This is a genomic window from Glycomyces albidus (genome assembly GCF_009451885.1).
GTDB lineage: Bacteria > Actinomycetota > Actinomycetes > Mycobacteriales > Micromonosporaceae > Glycomyces > Glycomyces albidus.
On sequence record NZ_WIAO01000004.1, the window covers coordinates 147,572 to 169,719 of the forward strand.

Consider the following 22,148-nt stretch of genomic DNA (forward strand, 5'->3'; position numbering starts at 1 on the left):
TCCTCAATTCACGGGGTCGCCGCGTGTACGACGGCGCCGCCGCGGAAGACGGTCTCGATCAAGGGCGTCCCGGGCCGGTAGGCCAGGTGGACGAATGAGGGCGCGTCGAGCACGGCCAGGTCGGCGCGGGCGCCGACGGTGATCCGTCCGATATCGCGGCGGCGCAGCGCGTCGGCGCCGGCCGCGGTGGCGGCTTCGAGCGCTTCGGCCGGGGTCAGGTGCATCTCGCGGACGGCCAGCGCGATGCAGAACGCCATGCTGCTCGTATAGGAGGAGCCGGGGTTGCAGTCGGTCGCGAGTGCGACGCGCACGCCCGCGTCGAGGAGTCGGCGCGCGTCCGGGTACGGCGAGCGGGTCGAGAACTCGGCGCCGGGCAGGAGCGTGGCGACGGTGCTCGAGTTCGCGAGCGCGTCGATGTCGGCGTCGGTGAGGTGGGTGCAGTGGTCGGCGGAGGCGGCGCCGAGTTCGACGGCGAGCCGGACGCCGGGCCCGGCGGTGAGCTGGTTGGCGTGGACGCGCAGGCCGAGGCCGGCGTTCGCGCTCGCGGTGAGGACCGCGCGGGCCTGGTCGGCGTCGAAGGCGCCGCGTTCGCAGAAGACGTCGGCCCATTTCGCGTAGGGCGCGCAGGCGTCGAGCATCGGGCCGGCGGCGAGCGCGGTGTACTCGTCGGCGTCCATCACGGTGCCGTCGGCGCCGGCGGGGACGGTGTGCGCGCCGAGGTAGGTGGTCTCGCGGGTGAACTCGCGGGCGATGCGCAGCGAGCGGGCCTCGTCCTCGACGGTGAGGCCGTACCCGGATTTGATCTCGACCGTGGTGGTGCCTTGGCGGAGCATCTCGGCGGTGAGGCGGGCGCAGTTCTGGCGCAGGCGCTCGTCGTCGGCGCGGCGGGTGGCGGTGACGGTGGTGCGGATGCCGCCGCCGTCGTAGGGTTCGCCGCTCATGCGGGCGTCGAACTCGCCGGCGCGGTCGCCGTCGAAGACGAGGTGGGCGTGGCTGTCGACGAATCCGGGGATGACGGCCTTGTAGCCGAGGTCGAGGTAGTCGTCGGCCGCGGGCCGGTTGAGCCGGTGGCCGATCCAGGCGATGCGGCCGTCTTCGACGACGAGCGCGGCGTCGTAGTGGACGGAGCCGTCCTCGTCGGCGGTGAACAGCTCGCCGATGCAGTCGATGAGCAGGCTCATTGCCACAGGTCTCCGATCGCTTCGCGCAGTTCGGCTCCGGCGTCGATGTACCGGTGGCGTCCTTCGTGGACGATGTGGCGGCCGTCGGCGACGACGTCGGTGATGTCGGCCGCGGTGGCGGCGTAGACGATCCCGTCGGGGCGGGCCCCGGCGGTGCGCGGGGTGTCGAGGCTGAGGGCGACGAGGTCGGCGCGGGCGCCGGGGGCGATGCGGCCGGCGTCGTTCCAGCCGAGGGTGTCGTGGCCGCCGGCCATGTCGAGGAGCGCGTCGGCGGTGAAGCGGCCGCGCTCCCCGCTGGCGAGGCGCTCGTGCATCTCGACGGCGCGGGCCTCCTCGAACATGTCGACGACGGCGTTCGAGTCGGTGCCGAGGGTGAGGCGCACTCCGGCGTCGGCGAGGGCGCGGGCGGGGCCGATGCCGTCGGCGAGGTCGCGTTCGGTGGTGGGGCAGAAGGCCGCGGTGGTGCCGGAGCGGGCGAGGAGTCGGACGTCGTGCTCGGTGAGGTGGGTCGCGTGGACGGCGGTGAGGTCGGATCCGAGGAGCCCGCACCGTTCGAGCAGTTCGGTCGGTGTGCAGCCGTGGGCGGCGCGGCAGGCGTCGTTCTCGGCGCGCTGCTCGGAGAGGTGCACGTGGACGGGCCGGCCTTCGGTGGAGCACGCGAACGCGGTGATGGCGTCGTCGGGGACGGCGCGCACGGAGTGGACCGCGCCGCCGATGCGGGCGTGCGGTCGGGGTTCGAGCCGTTCGACGCGGTCGAGCCAGCCTTCGAGGCCGTTGTCGCCGAAGCGCTCCTGCGCCGGTTCGAGGGGTTTGCCGAACCCGGAGGAGAGGTAGAGCGCGTCGAGGAGGGTGATGCGGACGCCGGCGTCGGCGGCGGCCTGGATCAGGGCCTCCCCCATGGCGTTCGGGTTCGCGTAGGGGCGGCCGCCGGGCCGGTGGTGGAGGTAGTGGAACTCGCCGACGCAGGTGATGCCGGCGAGGGCCATCTCGGCGTAGACGGCGCGGGCGAGCCGGTGGTAGGAGTCGGGGTCGAGGCGGTCGGCGAGGGCGTACATGCCGTTCCGCCAGTCCCAGAAGGTGCCCTGCCAGAAGGTCCCCCGCCGGTCGTGGGTGCGCCCGCGCAGGGCGCGGTGGAACGCGTGGGAGTGGGTGTTCGCGAACCCGGGCAGGACGAGGCCGCCGAGGATCTCCCCGCGGGGCGGGGCCCCGGGGGTGACGGCGGTGATGCGGCCGTCGGCGACGTCGATCGCGACCGCGTCCGCGATGCCGTCGGGGAGGCGGGCGTGCCGGGCCCAGTAGGTCAGCACGCGAGGTCCCGCAGGACGGCGGCGAGGGCGTCGACGCCGGCGGCGCAGTCCTCGTCGCTCGCGTGTTCGCCGGGGGCGTGGGAGACGCCGGTGGGGTTGCGCACGAAGAGCATCGCGGTCGGGACGTGCGCGGCGAGGACGCCCGCGTCGTGCCCGGCCCCGGTCGGCAGGACCGGGGCGCCGCCGAGGAGCGCGGCGATGCGGTCGCGCAGCTCCAGGTCGAATTCGACGACGGGCGTCTCGGATTCGCGCGAGATCCGCACGTGCGTCCCGTCCCGCGCCGCCCGTTCGTGCACTTTGGACTTGAAGCCGGAGAGGATCTCGCCGAGCACCCCCTCGTCGGGCGCCCTCGCGTCGAGCCAGGCGGTCACCTGCGAGGCGATCGCGTTGGTGGCGTTGGGGACCGCTTCGACGCGGCCGATGGTGGCGAGTCCGCCGGCGAGTCGGGCCTCCTTGCGGGCGGCGAGGACCGCGAACGCGAAGGTGAGCATCGGGTCGTGCCGGTCGGGCAGGCGCGTGGTCCCGGCGTGGTCGCCGGCGCCGGTGACGACGACGCGCCAGCGCCCGTGCGGCCAGATGGCGCTCGCGACGCCGACGGCCGCGTCCCCTTCGCCGTCGAGCGCGCGGCCCTGCTCCACGTGGAGTTCGACGAACGCGCCGATGCGCTGGAGCCGTTCGGGGTCGGGTCCGAGCGCGTCGGGGTCGGCGCCGGCGGCGCGCATCGCGTCGGCGAGCGTCGTGCCGTCCCGGTCGGTGAGGCCGCGGGCGCGGTCGGCGTCGACGGCCCCGGTCATGAGCCGCGAACCCAGGCACGGGATGCCGAAGCGCCCGCCCTCCTCTTCGGTGAACGCCGCGATCGCGATGGGGCGCTTCAGGGTCGCTCCGGTGGCGCGCAGGTCGCGGCGCAGTTCGTCGACGGCGAGGAACGCCGAGACGATCCCGAGGGGGCCGTCGTAGGCGCCGCCGTGCGGGACGGAGTCGAAGTGGCTGCCGGTGAGGACGGCGCCGTGCCGGCGCGGCGCGGCCGGGTCGACGACCTGCTCCGGTTCGGGGTCCCACCAGGCGAAGCGGTTGCCGTTGCGGTCGGTCTCGACGCGCATGCCGCGCTCGGCGGCCTGCGCGTCGAACCAGGCGCGGAGCGCGAGATCGGCGTCGCTCCACGAGAACCGCACGTATCCGCCGGTGTCGGCCCTGCCGATCGGGTCGATCTCGTCCCAGAGGCGCCGGAACCCCGTGGCGTCCATCAGCGCTCCCTGGTGGGGATGCGCAGGCAGTGGGCCTCCGCGACCCGGTCGGCCTCGCCGTAGCCGGCGTCGACGTGCCGGATGACGCCCATGGCGGGGTCGTTGGAGAGGACCCGCTCGAGCTTCTCGGCGGCCAGCGCGGTGCCGTCGGCGACGGTGACCTGCCCGGCGTGGATCGACCGGCCGATGCCGACGCCGCCGCCGTGGTGGATCGAGACCCAGCTCGCTCCCGACGCGGTGTTGACGAGGGCGTTGAGCAGCGGCCAGTCCGCGATCGCGTCCGAACCGTCCTTCATGGACTCGGTCTCGCGGTAGGGCGAGGCGACCGAGCCGCAGTCGAGGTGGTCGCGGCCGATCACGATGGGGGCCTTCAGGGTCCCGTCCGCGACCATCTCGTTGAAGCGCACCCCCGCGACGTCGCGCTCGCCGTGCCCGAGCCAGCAGATCCGGGCCGGCAGGCCCTGGAACGCCACCCGTTCGCGAGCCAGCGAGATCCAGCGGTGCAGGGTCCGGTTCTCCGGGAACAGGTCCAGGACGGCCTGGTCGGTCGCGGCGATGTCGGCCGGGTCGCCCGAGAGCGCGGCCCACCGGAACGGGCCCTTGCCTTCGCAGAACAGCGGCCGGATGTAGGCCGGCACGAAGCCCGGGAACGCGAAGGCGCGCTCGAAGCCGCCTTCCAGGGCCTCGCCGCGGATCGAGTTGCCGTAGTCGAAGACCTCGGCGCCCGCGTCGAGGAACCCGACCATGGCCTCGACGTGGCGGGCCATCGACTCGCGGGCGCGTTCGGTGAACGCCTCAGGGTCGTTCTTCGCGAGGTCGGCGGCGTCCTTGTAGTACACGCCCGCGGGCACGTACGACAGCGGGTCGTGCGCGGAGGTCTGGTCGGTGACGATGTCGACCTCCACGCCGCGCGCCAGGATCGCCGGGACGACCTCCGCGGCATTGCCGACCAGGCCGATCGACTTCGCGGTGCCGGCCCGCTTGGCCGCGAGCGCCTGCGCGACCGCGTCGTCGAGGTCGGCCGCGACCGTGTCGAGGTAGCGGGTCCGCAGGCGTCGCTCCAGCCGCTCGGGGTCGACCTCGACGATGAGGCACACGCCGTCGTTCATGGTCACGGCGAGCGGCTGCGCGCCGCCCATGCCGCCGCAGCCGGCCGTGAGCGTGAGCGTGCCCTTCAGGGTGCCGCCGAAGCGCTTCGCGGCGACGGCGGCGAACGTCTCGTACGTCCCCTGGAGGATCCCCTGGGTCCCGATGTAGATCCACGAACCGGCCGTCATCTGCCCGTACATGGTCAGGCCCAGGGACTCCAGGCGGCGGAACTCGGGCCAGGTCGCCCAGTCGGGCACCAGGTTCGAGTTCGCGATGAGCACGCGCGGCGCCCACTCGTGGGTGCGCATGACCCCGACCGCCCGGCCCGACTGGACGAGCAGCGTCTCGTCGGGAGCGAGCGTGAGGAGCGTCCGCAGGATCGCGGCCAGGTCGTCGCGGCTGCGCGCGGCCTTCCCGGTGCCGCCGTAGACGACCAGGTCCTCGGGCCGCTCGGCGACCGCCGGGTCGAGGTTGTTCTGGAGCATCCGGTAGGCCGCCTCGGCCTGCCACGTGCGGCAGTGCAGGTCGGCGCCGTGTGGTGCGTGCATGTCGCTCCCGGTCTCGAGATCACACCGTCAGATCACAGATTGCCGCGCTTGGCCTGCTCCTTCTCGAGGGCCTCGAAGAGGGCCTTGAAGTTGCCCTTGCCGAAGCTCAGCGAGCCGTGCCGCTCGATGATCTCGTAGAACATTGTGGGCCGGTCCTGCTGCGGCTTGGTGAAGATCTGGAGCATATAGCCGTCCTCGTCGCGGTCGACCAGCACTCGCCGCCGCTGGAGCTCCTCGATCGGGACCCGCACGGTGCCGATGCGCTCGCGCAGCTCCGGGTCCTCGTAGTAGGCGTCCGGGGCCTCCAGGAACTCGACGCCGCGCTCGCGCATGGCGTCGACGGCCGCGAGGATGTCGCTGGTCGCGAGCGCGATGTGCTGGACGCCCGGGCCGCCGTAGAACTCGAGGTACTCGTCGATCTGGGACTTCCGCTTGCCTTCGGCGGGCTCGTTGATCGGGAACTTGATCTTGCGGGAGCCGTTGGCGACGACCTTGCTCATGAGCGCCGAGTACTCGGTGGCGATCGCGTCCTCGACGAACTCGACGATGTTCGTGAAGCCCATGACCCGCTCGTAGTACTCGACCCACTCGCGCATCCGGCCCAGCTCGACGTTGCCGACGACGTGGTCGATCGCCTGGAAGAACCGCTTCTGCGGCGGGGCGACCATGGGTTCGGCGGCGACGAAGCCGGGCAGGAACGGCCCGGTGTAGTTCGAGCGGTCGACGAGGACGTTCCGGGTCTCGCCGTAGGTGCCGATCACGGCGCGGCGGACGGTGCCGTGCTCGTCGGTGAGGTCGTGCGGCTCTTCGATCCCGATGGCGCCCTGGGCGATCGCGTGCTTGTAGTTCGCGTCGACGTCGGGCACCTCGAGGGCGACCTCGATGACGCCGTCGCCGTGGGCGGCGTAGTGGCGGGTCGCCTCCGAGTCGGCCGTGACGCCGCCCGCGAGGACGAACACGACGCCGCCGGACTTGAGCGCGTACTCGGCGTGCTCGCGGTAGCCCTGCTCGGGGCCGCGGTAGGCGAACAGGGTCATGCCGAACGCCGTCGAGTAGTAGTGCGCGGCCTGGCGGGCGTTGCCGACGTAGTAGCGGACGTGGTCCCAGCCCTTGATCGGGAACGCGTCTTCGCGGATGTCGTGCTCGACCGCGCCGACCAGGTCGGCGTCGGTGGTGCGGCTGGCGGTGTCGACCATGGCGGCCTCCTGCTCCTGAAGCCTCGTGGGCTGCGTGAACGGCTGTGGTCTTGATCATTGTTCACATGCGGTGACTGGGCAAGCCGTTCGCCCGAAGCTGTGCAGATTGCGCAGATGTACCAGTCGGGAGGCGCTTACACTGGTCGATATGACCAGTGGAACGGACTCATCACGGAGGAGCGTCGACGCGCTCGACGCACGGCTCATCGAACTCCTCGAGGCCGAGCCGCGGATCGGGGTCCTCGAGTGCGCCCGGCGGCTCGGGGTGGCGCGCGGGACCGTGCAGGCGCGGCTCGACAAGCTCGTCTCGCGCGGCGTCGTCCGCGACTTCGGGCCGCGCGTGGACCCCGCGGCCCTCGGCTACCCCGTGACCGCGTTCGTGACGCTGGAGCTGCGGCAGGCCGTCGGGCACCAGCCGATGGCGCAGCGGCTCGCGCGGATCCCCGAGGTCCTCGAGGCGCACACGGTGACCGGGGCCGGCGACATGCTGTGCCGCATCGTCGCGCGCACGAACGCCGAACTCCAGGACGTCATCGACCGGGTCCTCGCGAGCGAGGGCGTCCTGCGGGCCACCACGGTGATCGCACTGGCCGAGCAGATCCCCCACCGGACGCTGCCGCTGGTCAAGGAGGCCGCGAGCGGCTGAGCGGCGCTACTCGCCGGTCCTGCGGGCGATCACGGTGATCTCGTGCCGGTTGTGGCGGAGCTGGCGGGCGTGCAGGACCTCGTACGGTCCGGCCAGCGAGGCCAGGCAGGCCTGGATCGTCGCGAGCACGTCCCGGCTGCCGGTCTTGAGCGTGACGATCGCGAGCGCGCCGGGCGCGAGGTGCTCGGCGGCGCGGACCATGAGGTCGCAGCTGAGCTTCGGGTCCATGCGCATGTCGTTGACCGCGACGTCGAAGACGGTGCGGTTGCTGCGCAGAAACCGGCCGGCGGTGAGCTTGAGGTGCTTGACCTGCGGGTCGCGGGCGACCCGTTCGTCGAGGTCGCCCGGGTCGACGGCCCACACGTGCATGCGGCGCTGCCGCAGGATCCGGGTCCAGCCGCCCGGCGCGGCGCCGAAGTCGACCGCTCTGCCCCCGGCGGGGAGGTCGAGGCCGAACTCGCGGAGGGCCTCCTCGAGTTTGAACTCGGCGCGCGAGATCTGGTCGCGGGTCTTCGACAGGCGCACGCCGCCGCCCGGCCAGTCGCTGAGGCTGTCGCGGGTCTCGTTGAGGCCCAAGAGGATCCCGTTCGGCGTCAGGCAGCATGAGAGGACGTGGTCGCGGCCGGACTTGGCGACCGAGAAGCCGGCCTCCTCGAGTTCGCCGGCGATCGCCCCGAACAGCGCGGCGGGCCCGAACCCGTAGTCCGAGCGCCCGCTCGCCCACACCTGGACGGCGAGGCCGCCTTCGATGCCGGCCTCGCGGACCTCCGCGAGCGCGGCCTCAGCCACCTGGTCGATCCCGGTGCCCGCGGCGAGCGTCGCCGCCTGGACGGTGATGTGGCGCGGGAAGACCAGCGGCGCCTCGATGCACCGGTCGGCGACCTCCTGGGCGGTGAGCCCGGGTGCGGTGATCACGGCCATCTCGGGAGCGATCTGCTCGACCTTGGCCTCAGGGCCGAAGTCGAGCTCGAGTTCCCGGATCGCCAGCGGAAGTGACTCTTCAGCCGCCGAAACGACAACTCGCTGCTCATCGAACACGCCGAACATCCTTCCACACCGCCCTTCCGCTCACCCGCCGCCCGCGGTCGCGCGAACGCCGGGCGGTCGCGGCGAGGCGGTCCGCCCGCAACGCGCCCGGGCGGCCGACGAGCCGGGGCCGCGGAGGGTATCCACGGTCCTGGCAGCGACTCGGCGGCGGTCCGCCGAGGCGGGCCCTAGTTCGGCGCGGGCAGGATCGTGCCGGTCACCTCGCCCAGGCCGATGACCGAGCCGTCCGGTCCCGGGGCGGTCGCCGCGATGGTCACGGTGTCGCCGTCCTCGAGGAACGTGCGGGACTCGCCGTCGCCGACGCGCACCGGCTCCTTGCCGCCCCACGTGAGTTCGAGGAACGAGCCGCGCTGGTCCGCGGCCTCGCCGGAGACGGTGCCGGACGCGTACAGGTCGCCGGTGCGCAGGGAGGCGCCGTTGACGGTCATGTGCGCGAGCATCTGCGCCGGCGTCCAGTACATGCCCTTGAACGGCGGCCGGGACACCTCGGTGCCGTTCCAGCGCACCGACATCGACAGGTCGTAGCCGAACCGCTCCGACTCCTGGAGGTAGCCGAGCGGGGCCGGGTCCTGGACAGGCGCGTCGGCCTTCGCGGCCGCGAGCGCGTCGAGCGGGGTGACCCAGTGGCCGATCGAGGTCGCGAAGGACTTGCCGAGGAACGGGCCGAGCGGCACGTACTCCCATGCCTGGATGTCGCGCGCGGACCAGTCGTTGACGAGGACCGCGCCGAAGACGTGCTCAGTGAAGTCGTCCGGGTTCACCGGCGTCCCGAGGTCGGTGCCGACGCCGACGACGAACCCGACCTCGGCTTCGATGTCGAGGCGGGCGCTCGGGCCGAACTCGACCGGCCCGTCGGGAGTCTTGCGCTGCCCGCGGGGCCGCACGACCGGCGTCCCGGAGGGCACGACGGTGCCGGCGCGGCCGTGGTAGCCGACCGGCAGGTGCTTCCAGTTCGGCAGCAGCGGCTCGGCGTCGGGCCGGAAGAGCCGGCCGAGGTTCGTCGCGTGGTGCTCGGAGGCGTAGAAGTCCACGTAGTCCGCGACGCGGAACGGCAGGTGCATGCGGACCTTGTCGACCGGGGTCAGCAGGGTCGCTGACTGGTCCCGGTGGCGGCGGTCGGCCAGGAGCTCGGTGAGCTGGTGGCGGACGAGGCGCCACGCAGGCGGGCCCATCGCGAGCAGTGCGTTCAGGTCGTGCTCGTGGAACGCCGGGCGGATCCACGGCAGGAAGAACTGGCCGGTGGCGAGCGCCCGCAGGTCCAGGACCTGGTCGCCGATGCGGACCCCGATGCGCGGGGCCGGGTCCTTGCGGGTCGAGAAGACCCCGTACGGCAGGTGGGCGAGGCCGTACGGGCCGGGGTCGGCGCCTTCGACCCAGCTGGTGGCGGTCATGCGTCGTCCCCTCCTCGTTCAGCACCCCGCTGCAGCAGGCCCAGGTGCAGGAGGTCGCCGAGCGGCTCGTCGATGCTGCACGAGCCGAAGCCGGTCCACAGGGCGCGCGGCCGGCCCAGGAGCGGCTTCGCGCGGGAGGCGAGGTCCTCGGCGTCCTCGGAGGCCAGGGTCTCGGCGATCGCGTCGACGTCGGCGCCGTTCGCGGCCGCGTCGGCGGCGAGCAGCACGTTCAGGAAACCGTGGTGGACGAAGCCGGTGGCCGGGTCGCGGTGGCGGACCGCGTGGTGCAGGCCCGCGGTGAGTTTGAACTGCATGCCGCGCCGGCGGCAGCCGTGGATCGCGGCGGCGAGGACCGCCGGGGACGGGAAGAACTCGGCGGCGACCCCGCCGGTGCGGAACTTCGGGGTGAACCCGGTCGGGCGGACGGCGTCGAGCGCGTCCTCGCCGAACGGGATCTCCGCGTACACGGCCTTCCCGGAGAAGTGCTTCACGAGGTGGTCGAGGGCGTGCCGCGACTCGTAGTGCGTCACCATGACCTGCGGCGCGAGGGCCGCGACGGCCGGCGCGACCGCTTCGGGCTCGCCGTCGACGACCACGCCGATGCGCAGCTCCCCCCTGCCGGGGTCGAGCTCCCCGAGGCGGCTCTGCGGGACGAGGAGCGGGCCCACGAGGGGCGCGAACCAGGACTGCCGGTACCCGCGGTGGGCGGGGACTGCGGCTTCGAGCGGCGCGTTTCCTGGTGGGAAGACCGCCGCGTCGTCGATCAGGCCCCGCAGCATCGCGGGGATCACTCCAGCCATGCCCAGAGCCTAGAGCGCTCGCGCGCACGGGTCCAGCGGTCCGCGCACGGAATGCGCGGAGCCGCGCAGGAGGCGCGCAGAGCGGTCGAAATCGAACGGCGGGAGGGCTATTCTCGGGGCATATCCGTGACGGGGGCCGCACCCTGTGCCTCCGAGCGATCCGACAAAGGAGTCGTCGTGCCGTTCTACCGTTCGGTCGGGCAGATCCCCGACAAGCGACACACGCAGTTCCGCCAGGACGACGGGAGCCTGTACTCCGAGGAGCTCATGGGCCAGGAGGGCTTCTCCTCGGACTCCTCGCTCCTGTACCACCGCTTCCGGCCCACCGCGATCAGCGCCAGCACCGAGCACCGCCCCGAGAAGGCCGAGCCGGTGCCGAACCACCCCCTCAAGCCGCGCCACTTCCGCACCCACAAGCTCGACGCCGCCGGCGACGCGATCATGGGCCGCAACCACCTGCTGTCCAATGCGGACGTCCGGATCTCGTACGCGGTCGCCGACCGCCCCTCGCCGCTGTACCGCAACGCCATCGGCGACGAGTGCATCTACGTCGAGTCCGGTTCGGCGCATGTGGAGACCTCGTTCGGCGCCATCGACATCGCCCAGGGCGACTACCTGATCATGCCGATGTCGACGATCTACCGGGTGATCCCCGGGGCCGACGAGCCGCTGCGCACGCTCGTCGTCGAGTCGACCGGCCACATCACCCCGCCGAAGCGCTACCTGTCGGTGCGCGGCCAGTTCCTCGAGCACTCCCCGTACTGCGAGCGCGACCTCCGCAGCCCCGAGGAGCCACTGCTCGTCGACGGCGAGGACGTCGACGTGTACGTCCAGCACCGGGGCCGCGGGTCCTCGACACTGTGGACGAAGTTCACGTACGCGCACCACCCGTTCGACGTGGTCGGCTGGGACGGCTGCCTGTACCCGTGGGTGTTCTCGATCCACGACTTCGAACCGATCACCGGCCGCATCCACCAGCCGCCGCCCGCCCACCAGGTGTTCCAGGGCCCGAACTTCGTCATCTGCAACTTCGTGCCGCGCAAGGTGGACTACCACCCGGACGCGATCCCGGTGCCGTACAACCACCACAACGTCGACTCCGACGAGGTGATGTTCTACTGCGGCGGCAACTACGAGGCCCGCCGCGGCTCCGGCATCGAGCAGGGCTCGATCTCCCTGCACCCGTCCGGCTTCACGCACGGCCCCCAGCCCGGCGCCCCCGAGCGCTCGATCGGCGCCGACTTCTTCGACGAGCTCGCCGTCATGGTCGACACGTTCCGCCCCCTCGAACTGTGCGAGCCGGCCCTCGACGTCGAGGACACCAACTACGCCTGGACCTGGAACCGCGACCCGGGCCTCTAGCATTCCGGCGACGGGGCCGCCTGCCGAGGCGGTCCCGTTTCCCCCTCGCGCGCAAGAGCATCGGACCGCTACATTGGACGGGCCGGCCGCGGGACTCAGGTGCGATTTCCGGATCCGTTTTGTGAACGCTCTTTCGCCATCGCGCCGCCCGCTCCCCGGCCGGCACCCCTGCACCCCCGACCCCCGAAGGCCCCCATGGAGTCCGTCGCCGACCTCGTCGCCGCCGAAGATGTGCTGCTGTTCGTGAACGCGGCCGTCGCCGCCACCGGGCAGGACGAGTTCCACACCGGCAGGGGGCGTCAGGAGTGGTCCGTGGACTTCCTCCACGAGTACATGCTCGTGAACTACCGGGACCTGTACGCCGCCGCGCTCGCGCTCGGGATCAACGACCGGAACAAGGCCGCGATCGTGCTCCGACTGCTGCGGACCGGCGCTGACGCGTCGCCCGCTCAGCGGGCAGTCGAAGGACGGCTGATCCGGCGCGCGCTCCGGGACCTGCCGACCTCGCGCGTGTACCGGCTGTTCACAGCGTTGCAGAAGGCCAAGGTGAACAACCGGCGGACGCGCGCGGTCATGCGCGAATGGCTGTCGGCCCGGCCCGACCTCGGGTTCGAGGCCGTCAAGTACCGCGGCGCGTTCAAGCGCGCGGCCGTCCACGCCCATCTCGACCTCGACGGGCTCCCCGGGGACGCCGGGGCGGAAGTCGCCTCGTTCCTGTTCGCGCCCATGACCTCCGGCCGCTACCGGACGCCGCTGTTCGAGGCCTGGCGCCGCGCCCACTTCGAGCGGTCCGCCGTGTTCGAGCTGCCGTACACCGTCGCCGAGGGGTTCGCGGTCAAGCACGGTATCCCCCGCCATGTGCTCCTCGAGCAGATCGCGCCGCTCCTGACCCGCAACGAGCGGCTGCGGCTCCAGCGCAGCGGCGGCGCCGCGGTCGAGCTCGACGCGGCCGCGCTCGGCCGGATGCCGCTGACCAGGCTCGCCGCCTACGTGCTCGCCATCCCCGAACCCGAGCGCGGCGAACGGCGCGAGGAACTGACTCGCGCCCTGCGGGCCGCGGCCCGCCGGACCGCCGGCGACCGGGCCGGAACCTGGGGCACCGTGGCGGCCGTCCTCGACGACTCGTACTCGTCGAGCGGCTCCGGCGAGAAGCGCCGCCGCCCGCTCGTCGTCGCGCTCGCCGCGCATTACCTGCTCGAAGCGCTCGCGCGAGAGTACCGGCCGCTCTGGCTCTCGGGGAACGAGGACGCGCTGCTCGCGAAGCCGCGGGGCGTCACCGCGCTCGGCGACCGGATCCTCGACGCCCTTGAGACGCCGCCCGAGCAGCTCATCGTCGTCTCGGACGGCTGGGACAACGCGCCCGCCGGGCTCGCATCGGAGGTCTTGCGGGTGTGGACCACCCGCCTCGACCCCGCACGCCGGACCGCGATCGCGCACCTGAACCCGGTGTTCGACGCCGACGGCATCGGCGTGCGCCGGCTCGCGCCGAGCGTCCCTACCGCGGGCATTCGCGACGCCGAGGACCTGCCCGAACTGGTGGCGTTCGCGCGCTTCGACGACGGACGGGCCGGCATCGACGAACTGCGGGCCGCCGTCGACGCCCGCGTCGAACGCTGGCTCGCGGAGGAGGAACCTTGGGCCGCTTGACCTTTGCGGGCCTTGAGACACGTCCGGGCCAGGTCTGGGGCGCCGTGCGGCTCGTGCCGCTGGTGCGGGACGCACCCGTCGAGGGACTGCGCATGCACCCGGGCGCGCTTCCGGAGACCGACCTGCCGAAGGACGGCTGCTGGTACGTCCCGCACGGGCTCACCGCCGAATGGACCCGGGACGGCTCGGCCGTGCCCGCGTTCGGCACCGCACTGCGGATGCCGACCGCTACAGTCGACGGCTCTCGTCGCCCGAAGGCGAAGCCGCGGTTCGCCGACCGGCGCACACGCATCCGCTTCATCCCGCGCCGCGGCGCCCTCGAGACGTACCTTCCGCTCGCATTCCAGGCCCCGGCCATCGCCTGGCCCGAGTGGTCCCGCCTCGCCTACACGCAGAGCATGCTGCCGGAACCGGACCGGACGGTCTCCGGCCTCCTCGTCGACGGACTCGCGGACGCCCTGCGCATCTTCGAGATCCACCCCGGCCAGTGCGGCGTCCTCGTCTACGTCGCCGACGCCCTCGCCGGCGTCCTCATCACCCCGCACCCCGAGGACTACCGGACGCTGCACCCGACCCTCGTCGAAGACTCCTACGGGGAACTGATCTGGCGGTACGCCATGCTGCACGCTTCGGTGCAGGACTTCGAGGCCCGCATCGACGCCTCCCTGGTGGACTCGCTCGCGGACCTGCGAGCCCAGGCCGCCGCCGTCCAGCGCGACTGGGCCGAGTTCCACGACGGCACCCTCGCCGCGGGCCTACTCGACCCCGAGTACCACTTCACCGAGACATACGCGATGGCCGACTTCAAGCTGGTCCGCTACCGGCCCGAATTCGAGACCGGCCGCGAAACCCATGTGGGCGAAGCGATCCTGGACGCCCGCGGCCGAGCCGCGTTCCTCCAGTCCTTCCGCCTCTCCGAAACCCAGATCCGCCGGGCACGCCTCCTCCAAGCCCTGGCCGCGAACGAATGGCACCTCGACGACACCGCCGCCGCCCTCGCCCTCACGACCCCCGCCTTCGTCGCGCTCCTCCGCAACTCCAACCTCACCTGGATGCTCCGCCGCGACGTGCTGGACCACAACCTGGCACGACACCGCCGCCGCTAGCCCACCCAAAGCGCGCAAGGTTGTGTCAAGGAGTCGATCCTGAATCAACGTCGACATAGGTCGAGATATCCGCTATGACCGTCAAACCGTCGAACTGGACATCAATGAGCAACCTCCGCCCTGGAAGGTAGACCGAAAAGTCAGGAATGCTCTCAATCAACTCATGTACCTGAAGTTGGAGAAGCGCCCCGGCCAGTTCGATGCAGAGCCCGTGCGCGAACAAGAGCACTCGCTCGTCCGGTCGGGCATTGCCTGCCAGCGCCTCCGTGACGGATTCCACCAGTACTGATTCCTCGCCATCACGAGTACCGAGAACTTCGTGCGGAACACTACCCCAGTCGACTTCGACGGCATTTGCAGATGGAAGTCGGCCGAGGATCCGAGCGGTTGCGGCCAGCGCTTCCCCGTGGCTCTTCACGTGCACCGTCTCGTTCAAGGAGTAGATCCCCCCGCCCAGCATTTCGGGCCGCTTCCGAAGTTGCAGTGATTTCGGAAGCAAGTCCCAACGTTCAGTCGTTCCCATGACTCAGGTGTTCCTCCTGAGGAGACTCGTGAATGACTTGAGCGTGCCAGGGAACTGGATAGCCCATTTGTTGTCCACGCCTTTTCCGATCTGGATATTGATATGCGGACCCTTGGCGGGATCATAGTCCAAGCGCAGGCGCTTGAATGTACCATCGAATCCGCGGGCAGTGAATCCGATCACTTTGCCGAATGTCGATGTCGCGGCAGGAAGTCGACCTACGTCAGCTCGCCGAGTTGAAGGATCGATGTCGCCGAGTTCGCTCAAAGCTCTGTTACGAGCCCCTTCGAAACTCCCAGCTTGAACGATGATCTCACTCGAGTCATCAGACGGGTTGCAGACGCAATCCGACGGGTGCCCGGTCTGCGAACCGCCGCAGTTGTGGGTGAGGAAGTCAGTGTCTGCTACTCCTACCGAGAAGGTGTGGTCCTCGGCGACCGTCAGGTTGTAGACCGTGGTGTGGGCGGCGTGGACCTCGATCGCCGTGATCTGGGTCCAGGTTCCGGCGCTGGTGCGGAGGAACTGGCCGGCCTTCAGGTCGATGGCGTCGGACCATGAGCCGGGAAGTGTCCCGGGCTCACCGGTGGCGAGGTCGGCCTCGTCGGCGGTCCAGATCGGGTGGCCGTCGGTGGCGGTCACCGTGTCGTCGGCCGTGCCGTCGCCGTCGGTGTCCACGCTGATGTCGACCAGGATGCGAGCACCGGTGCCCTCGATGCCGGTGACCACCTCGCGGGCGACCGTCTCGCCGGTCTCCTCGTCGGTGGCGAGCACTTCGTCACCGGGTTCGACCTCGCTGATGGGCTTGGTCGAGCCGTCGGCCATCACCACTCTGGTCTCAGCGGTGAAGGAGTTGCCGACGCCGCATGACGGCGCATCGCTCGTGCCGCCGGCCTCCAGGCGCTTCCGCGCGCGTTCGGTGGCCTCTTCGACGGCGTCGTCGTAGCGCTTCATCGTGTTGCGCGCCCACGAGAGCTTCTCCTGGAAGTTCGTGACCGCCTTGTAGATCTTCTTGGCGGCCGAGAAGAGCTTCCCGGCGAGCTTCGCGACCTTCGCCCACGGGATCAGGTCCATCAGCAGCGATGCGCACGACATCATGTCGCCCGCGCCGACGCACGACATGATGTCGTTGACGCCGATGAGGTCGAGCAGGATCTCGGCGCCGACGTCGATCACGACGTCGACGATCGAGGTGTTCAGGATGTCCTGCGCCGCTTCGGCGTCCTGCTGCAGGTCCTCGTCGATGTCGCGTTCGGCGTCGGCCTTGGCGCGGGCGTTGTCGCTGACCGAGCCGGTGCCCTTGCCGGCGCCGCAGGCCGCGGAGGTGCCCGCGTACCGCTGGCAGTCCTCCTTGTCGCGCAGCGAGCCGTCGCCGTTGTGGTACGAGCAGTCGCCGTCGATGCAGGAGCCGCCGTTGGTGTACCCCGGCTTCAGACCCGTGGGGTCCGAGAAGGACACGGGCGAGTGGTTGGCGTAGGCGTAGCCGCCCATCTGCTGCGAGTCGGTCGGGTCCAGGACCGGGTCGGCGGATATGAATCTGCCCAGTTGAGAGTCGTACTCGCGTGCCCCGAGATGGGTCAGGCCCGACGGGTCCTTGGTGCCGCCGAGGAACCCGTGCTCGTCGACCCAGGTGGTGGCCGGGGTCCCGCGCTCGTTGCCGTAGATGTCGAAGTAGCGGACCTGCACCGCGTGCGTGTCCATGTCGACGGTCGCGGTCGAGGTGCCCTGGTGGTCCGCCGACAGCCACGACAGGTTGTCGTCGTTCGTCCGGATCGCCACCTGCTGTCCGCCGTGCGAGTAGTACCGCGAGGCGGAGACGGATCCGTCGGGGGCCTGGACGACCTCCATGCCCGGCAGGAACACCGTCATCGTGCCGTCGGGGTCGGTCCGCGAGATGCGGCTCCCGTCCGCCGTGTAGTCGTAGTCGGTAACGTCGCCGCCGGTCGTGGACGACTCCAGTTCACCTTCGGGCGACCAGGTCAGCGTCTGCACGACCCCGTTCTCGTCGGGACGCGTGGTCGTGTTGCCCGTCGAGTCGTAGGCGTACGAGAGGGTCTTCGTGCCGGAGGGGTCGGTGATGGTCGCGGAAGTGGCCGTGTGCGGCTGCTCCGCGTCGTACGTGTAGCCGATCGTCTCGCCCGCGAGGTGGTCGGTCTGGCCGGCGCGGTTGCCGTCGGCGTCGAAGGTCCAGGACTGCCAGTACGGCGCCGCGCCGCCGACGGAGGTCGGGCTCGTCGGCTCCGCGTCGCAGGCGGCGGGCGTGGCCCCGGTCCAGGCGTCGGTGATCCGCTTGAGGTAGTCGTAGGCGAAGCACTGCGTGTCGGCGCCGAGGTCGGACTGGTTGTCGATCGAGGTGATCAGGCCGCCGTCGGTGTACTCGTACGTCAGGTCCGAGATCACGTGGTCCGGACCGGTCGAGATCTCGAAGGACGACCCGGTCAGCCGCCTGGTGCCGTCCTCGTACGAGAACGCCTGCCAGGCGACGGGCGCTTGGGCGACGTTCGGACCGTCGGGGTCCATGGTGAGCTGCGCGATCTCGGCGAACTTGGTGTAGGTCGAGTCCGAGACGTACCACTGCCGGGGCGAGTAGGTCGTCTGCGGCAGCCCGAGGTCCGAGTAGGTCGTCACGACCTCCTCGGCCGCGAGCCCGCCGGCCGCCGGGTACGTCACCTGCGCGACGGACCCGTCCCGGTTGTAGGTGTACCGGAAGTCGAACGACCGGTCGAGGCCGCCGAAGTCGCCGTCGAGCGTGTACCGCACGCCGACCGGTCGGCTCGCGTCGTCGTACCCGAGCACGCGGGTCTTGTAGAGGTTCCCGGCCTCGTCCCACGAGGAGGTCGTCGCCGGGAGGCCGAGTCCGAACAGGTCGTACTCGTACGCTTCGAGCAGGTCCCCGTAGAAGTCGTCCTTCATGACGTAGATGACCCGGCCGAGGTCGTCGTACTCGTACCAGATGCTCTCGCCGCGGCTGTCGGTCACGGACTCGACCAGGCCGCTGTCGAAGTACGTGGTCTCGGTGCGGCCCGTGTCGGGGTCGTTCACCGCGGTCTGGCGGCCCATCAGGTCGTACTCGTACGTCCACTCGCTGCCGCCGGGGTCGGTCATCGACACGAGGCGGTCGGCGTGGTCGTACTCGTAGGAGATCGTGTCGTAGGTGCCGTTCGGGTCCGCGGTGTGGAGGTTGCGGACCTCGACGGTGTTGCCGGACTCGTCCACGACGGAGGTCGCGCCGCGCCCGTCCGGGTCGATGACGGTGACTTCCTCGCCGTCGTAGATCGTGGTGGTCCGGTACTGCTCGATGCCGTGCGAGAGGAAGACCTCCGCGGTGACGCGGCCCGCCGTGTCGTACTCGTAGGCGGTCATCCCCGGGATGTCGTTGTCCGAGGCCGTGAACTGGTCGGTCGAGGGCGCCTCCTCGTTGTAGTAGGCGCCGTACTGCTTGTGGACGAGGCCGTGCGTGTCGTACACGGTGTCGGTGATGAGGCGTCCGCCGTCGGGGGCCGGGATCTGCGTCTGGCGCGGGCGCATCAGACCGTCGAACAGCTCGATCGTCGTCGTGTACGTGTTGTTGGCGTTGATGCCGTGCGTGATCGTGGCCGACGCGAAGTCGTCGCGCAGCAGGTACTCGAACTCCGCCGCCGGCCCGTAGCCGCCGGCCTTCGTGCGGTCGGGCGTCCAGCCCGCCGTGATGCGGCCGAGGGCGTCGTACTCCATCTCGGTCATGTTGTCGTTCGCGTCGAACGACTTGAGCACGTTGCCGCGCAGGGGGTCCATGACCTGCCTGCTGGTGTGCCCGAGGGGGTTGGTCGTGAGCACCTCGGTGACCGGGCCGCCGGTGGCCGGCGTGTACGCGGTGGTGGTGACGAAGCCGCGGACATCGGTCGACGTGAGGCCGCGCCCGTACTGGTCCACCGTGATCGAACCGGTCACGAGGTAGACGGGAGCGCCGTTCGCGTAGTCCTTGGCGGTCTCCGTCTTGGTGATGTCGCCCTTGGTCGGAGGGGTGGTGTGCGAGGTCGCGTAGTCGTAGTAGACCCGCTCGTCGGAGATCAGGTCGTCGGGGTACGAGACCGGCCCCGCGCACTTCGCGGAGAACGTCTCGGTGCGCACCGGCAGGTTCACGATCCACTTGGCCGTGTTGCGCGCGTATGTGATCTTGACGCACTGCTCGTCGCCGTCGACGCCGACGACCCCGGAGGACTCGGTCGAGACCGCCATGCCGTACGAGTCGTACGTGGTCTTCGCCGTCACCGTCCGCCACGTGCCGTCGGCGAGGACCGAAGAGGACGCGACCACACTCGTACCGGTGTGTCGGGCGTACGTGGTTCCCCAGTCGCGGACGCGCGTCGCGGTCGGCTCCGAGCGCCACGGCGTCGTCACCGTCTTCGAGATCGCCTGCCCGTCAAGGTAGGTGGTCTCCGTGCGGGGGCGGCCGGCGAACTCGTCGTGGTCGTCGATGCCGTCCACTTTGATGTCGGTGGTGCCGCCGCCCGGAAGCTTCTGGCCGTCCAGGCCCCGGAAGTAGGTGGTCTCGGTGACGCTCTTGTCGTCCGAGCCGTCACCGGTGATGGTCCGGACCGCCGAGTAGCCGCGGTACTCCGACCAGGTCTTGTACTCCGGGTCGGTGAGGCCGTCGTCGTCGGTGTACCGCCAGGCGGGCTTGCCGACGTACTCGTATGCGGTGGTGACCGGCGGCGAGCCGCCGGTGGTGTCGATGTCGGCGACCTCGGTGACGACGTACTTGTGGTACCAGTCGTACTCGGGCGTGCCGCCGTTGTCCTCCGCAGTGGTGACCACGACCGGCATGCAGCGCATGTCGTTGCTCTCGGGACTCGAGGGCATGACGCCGGTCTTCGCGTCGCATTCGGTCTCGGTGTAGTTGACCGTGGTGACGCCGCCCGTGCCGTTGCGGATCGCGGAGATCCGGAACCAGTTCATGGGCGCCTTGGTGTCCAGGGTCTTCTGGACCCGGTTGTAGAGCTGCACCCCGTCGAAGGTGACCGCGGGCAGCGCGATCGGCTCGGTCCCGGCCAGGCCGGTGCGGGTGATCCCGTCGAGCCACAACCCGGCCCGGGTGGAGTCCCCCGGGTCGGGCCAGGACTGCGCGAGCGCCCAGGAGTCGACACCCTTCCAGGTCCCGCCGGTGTAGACCTGCGTGGTGACCGAGGCGAGGCGCTGGTCGGTGAAGAACGTCGGCGAGTAGATGCCCTCGCAGTCGGCGACCGTGCCGTCGCAGTACTGGTCGAGCGGGACGTCCGGCCAGTTCTCGGGGTGGTCGTAGTCGCACGTGGCGCCGGCGAGGCACCGGTCGGCGAGGTCGAACACGACGCGGTTGGTCGCCTGGGCGTACGCGTCGCCGCTGCGGAGGCCGTAGTCGATGCGGGTCAGGTTCGCGCCGCGGTCGTACCCGACCGGGTTGTCGGCGTCGAGGTCGAGCAGGTAGTGGTTGGCCTCGCCCTCGTAGAAGTACGCCATGGCGTTGCCGTGCGTGTCCACGACCCAGTCGAGGCGCCAGCGCCACGCCTGCTGGCACCACGAGTCCTCGAACGCCGTCGCGTGGCAGGGCTCGTCGTCGTGGTTGCCGAAGACGGGGACGGTGGAGGTGGACTCGGTCTCGGCGTCGCCGGTCCCGTACCCGGGCAGGCGGTTGAGGCCGAAGAAGTACTGGACGCCGGCGCCGGTGGTGACCTTCCAGTACTCGCCGTTGTCGTCGCCGTTGCTCGCACCGGAGAGCTTCTCGACCTTGGAGGCGTCGTCGTTCTCGATCTTCCATACGCCGGTCGCGTCGTCGCGGACGAGTTCGCCGCCGGAGCCGTTGAGCGAGAGGACGGCGTTGTCGGTGGCCCAGCACTGGTCGCCGCCGGTCTCGGCCTCGGGCGGGTTGTTGGCGCCGTCCTCGTCGTCCATCTGGCAGGCGGTGTAGTTGCGCTCGATGTAACCGGGGTCGAACGAGAAGCCCTCGCCGATGGTCGACGGCTGGTTGTTCGTCGACTCGTTGCGGCCGTCGACGGCGGAGGACGAGTACGCGAAGGCGATCGAAGGGTCGAGGCCGCCCGCAGAGGAGGGCGTGTCGAGCGGGTAGGACCACGCGAAGTCGCCGGTCGGGTTGCCCGCCGACCAGGTTGACGACGGCGCGAGGCTGGTCGCCGCGAACGTGCCGTTGGCGCCTGATGCGGAGGCGGCCATGGTGACCGAGGCCGCCGCGGTGGAGGTCTGGGCGCCGCCGCCGTCCGTGTCGCCTGCGGGCGCGTAGCCGCCGCCGGAGCGGCCGGGTGCCAGCGGGATCTCGGCGGTGAGCGTGCCTTCGATCGCGTTGTGCGCCGAGGGGATCTCGGTGCCGTCGGCGCCGTAGAGCTTGAGCCGGTCGTCCCAGTCGGCGCCGCCGGCGTTCCGGTAGCCGTCGTAGTCGAAGGTGACGGCGACGGCGCCTGCTTCGGTCGAGCCGTCGGTGCGCTCGATCTCCCAGTGGAGGCCGTCGGCCGCCGATGCCGAGTCGAGTGCGATCTCGACGCTCGCGGGCGGGTGCTCGCCGGCCGGGGCGAGGGTGACGCCGAGTGCCTCGATCTCCACCGGTTCTCCGGGGTGAAGCTCTACTTCGGCCGAATCGAGTGCCGGGAACGAGACGGCCTGATCGCCTTCGAGCGCCTGCCCCTGGGTGTGGTCCTCGGGGAGATCGGCGTCTTCCGGTTCGAAATCCGAACCGGGCACTGAGGATTCCTGGTCGATCGCCTCAGGACGGTACTCCGGTTCCCATACGCCCACCCACATGAGGAACCCGGTGACGAGCGCGGCGATGGCGCCGAACGCGAGACCGCGCCTGGCCAGCGTCTTCGGCGAGGCGCGCCAGGGGAGGTCCGATCCGGCCGTTCCCGCAGATCGCGGTGAGCGGGGTTCGTCGTGGGGGCGTTGGGGAGAGGGCGTGCGCGAGGCGTCGTCCACAGGGGGTCTCCAAGGGGTTACATGAAGTTGTTTCGGCGAGACAGTATCAGAGCCGTCACAGAACATCAACGACTCTTGGGTTAAACCTGAGCATCTACCATTTCTTGGGACATCGTCTGTCCCAC

The 22,148-nt window shown here is 70.8% G+C and carries 14 protein-coding genes; 4 read left to right on the forward strand and 10 right to left on the reverse strand.

Going from position 1 to position 22,148, the window contains the following annotated elements; all coding sequences use genetic code 11:
• Positions 1–8: 8 nt before the first annotated feature.
• From hutI to hppD, 5 genes are read right to left on the reverse strand one after another with little or no spacing between them, the layout of a single operon-like run.
• Positions 9–1,181: an imidazolonepropionase gene (hutI, locus tag GFD30_RS05355; protein WP_153024169.1), complete on the reverse strand. Its 1,173-nt coding sequence runs from the start codon at positions 1,179–1,181 to the stop codon at positions 9–11.
• On the reverse strand, positions 1,178–2,488 hold the full coding sequence (locus tag GFD30_RS05360) for a formimidoylglutamate deiminase (RefSeq protein ID WP_322632974.1): 1,311 nt from the start codon (positions 2,486–2,488) through the stop codon (positions 1,178–1,180). Before GFD30_RS05360 ends, hutI begins: the two co-directional genes overlap by 4 nt.
• Positions 2,482–3,732: an allantoate amidohydrolase gene (locus GFD30_RS05365; RefSeq protein WP_153024170.1), complete on the reverse strand. Its 1,251-nt coding sequence runs from the start codon at positions 3,730–3,732 to the stop codon at positions 2,482–2,484. Before GFD30_RS05365 ends, GFD30_RS05360 begins: the two co-directional genes overlap by 7 nt.
• On the reverse strand, positions 3,732–5,369 hold the full coding sequence (gene hutU / locus GFD30_RS05370; protein ID WP_153024171.1) for a urocanate hydratase: 1,638 nt from the start codon (positions 5,367–5,369) through the stop codon (positions 3,732–3,734). The genes GFD30_RS05365 and hutU overlap by 1 nt, the downstream gene beginning before the upstream one ends.
• Positions 5,370–5,401: 32 nt before the next feature.
• Complete coding sequence (gene hppD, locus GFD30_RS05375; RefSeq protein ID WP_153024172.1) at positions 5,402–6,565, reverse strand: 4-hydroxyphenylpyruvate dioxygenase; 1,164 nt, start codon at positions 6,563–6,565, stop codon at positions 5,402–5,404.
• 148 nt (positions 6,566–6,713) lie between these two features.
• Between hppD and GFD30_RS05380 the strand changes: the two genes are divergently transcribed.
• The gene (locus GFD30_RS05380; RefSeq protein ID WP_153024173.1) at positions 6,714–7,211 is read left to right on the forward strand and encodes an Lrp/AsnC family transcriptional regulator; all 498 of its coding nucleotides are present in this window, start codon (positions 6,714–6,716) and stop codon (positions 7,209–7,211) included.
• Between the two features lie 6 nt (positions 7,212–7,217).
• Here GFD30_RS05380 and GFD30_RS05385 read toward each other — a convergent pair whose 3' ends face one another.
• The 3 genes from GFD30_RS05385 to GFD30_RS05395 all read right to left on the reverse strand — a co-directional run bounded on the left by GFD30_RS05385 (position 7,218) and on the right by GFD30_RS05395 (position 10,449).
• A complete protein-coding gene (locus tag GFD30_RS05385) occupies positions 7,218–8,249 on the reverse strand; it encodes an SAM-dependent methyltransferase (RefSeq protein ID WP_322632975.1) in 1,032 nt (343 codons plus the stop codon).
• Positions 8,250–8,425: 176 nt separating this feature from the next.
• Positions 8,426–9,649 (reverse strand): fumarylacetoacetase, encoded by a 1,224-nt coding sequence (fahA, locus tag GFD30_RS05390; protein WP_153024175.1) that lies wholly within the window; start codon positions 9,647–9,649, stop codon positions 8,426–8,428.
• Positions 9,646–10,449, reverse strand: a complete 804-nt coding sequence (locus GFD30_RS05395) for a hypothetical protein (protein WP_153024176.1) — start codon at positions 10,447–10,449, stop codon at positions 9,646–9,648. The genes fahA and GFD30_RS05395 overlap by 4 nt, the downstream gene beginning before the upstream one ends.
• A 177-nt stretch (positions 10,450–10,626) precedes the next feature.
• Between GFD30_RS05395 and GFD30_RS05400 the strand changes: the two genes are divergently transcribed.
• From GFD30_RS05400 to GFD30_RS05410, 3 genes are all read left to right on the forward strand, one after another.
• The gene (locus tag GFD30_RS05400) at positions 10,627–11,811 is read left to right on the forward strand and encodes a homogentisate 1,2-dioxygenase (RefSeq protein WP_322632976.1); all 1,185 of its coding nucleotides are present in this window, start codon (positions 10,627–10,629) and stop codon (positions 11,809–11,811) included.
• Positions 11,812–12,006: 195 nt separating this feature from the next.
• On the forward strand, positions 12,007–13,458 hold the full coding sequence (locus GFD30_RS05405; protein WP_153024178.1) for a hypothetical protein: 1,452 nt from the start codon (positions 12,007–12,009) through the stop codon (positions 13,456–13,458).
• Positions 13,446–14,564 (forward strand): ARPP-2 domain-containing protein, encoded by a 1,119-nt coding sequence (locus GFD30_RS05410; RefSeq protein WP_153024179.1) that lies wholly within the window; start codon positions 13,446–13,448, stop codon positions 14,562–14,564. Before GFD30_RS05405 ends, GFD30_RS05410 begins: the two co-directional genes overlap by 13 nt.
• A gap of 25 nt (positions 14,565–14,589) precedes the next feature.
• Here the strand turns inward: GFD30_RS05410 and GFD30_RS05415 are convergent, their stop codons facing one another.
• Positions 14,590–15,087, reverse strand: coding sequence for a hypothetical protein (locus tag GFD30_RS05415; RefSeq protein ID WP_153024180.1), 498 nt, complete (start codon positions 15,085–15,087; stop codon positions 14,590–14,592).
• Between the two features lie 3 nt (positions 15,088–15,090).
• Positions 15,091–22,023, reverse strand: coding sequence for an RHS repeat-associated core domain-containing protein (locus GFD30_RS27785; RefSeq protein ID WP_153024181.1), 6,933 nt, complete (start codon positions 22,021–22,023; stop codon positions 15,091–15,093).
• Between the last annotated feature and the right edge of the window lie 125 nt (positions 22,024–22,148).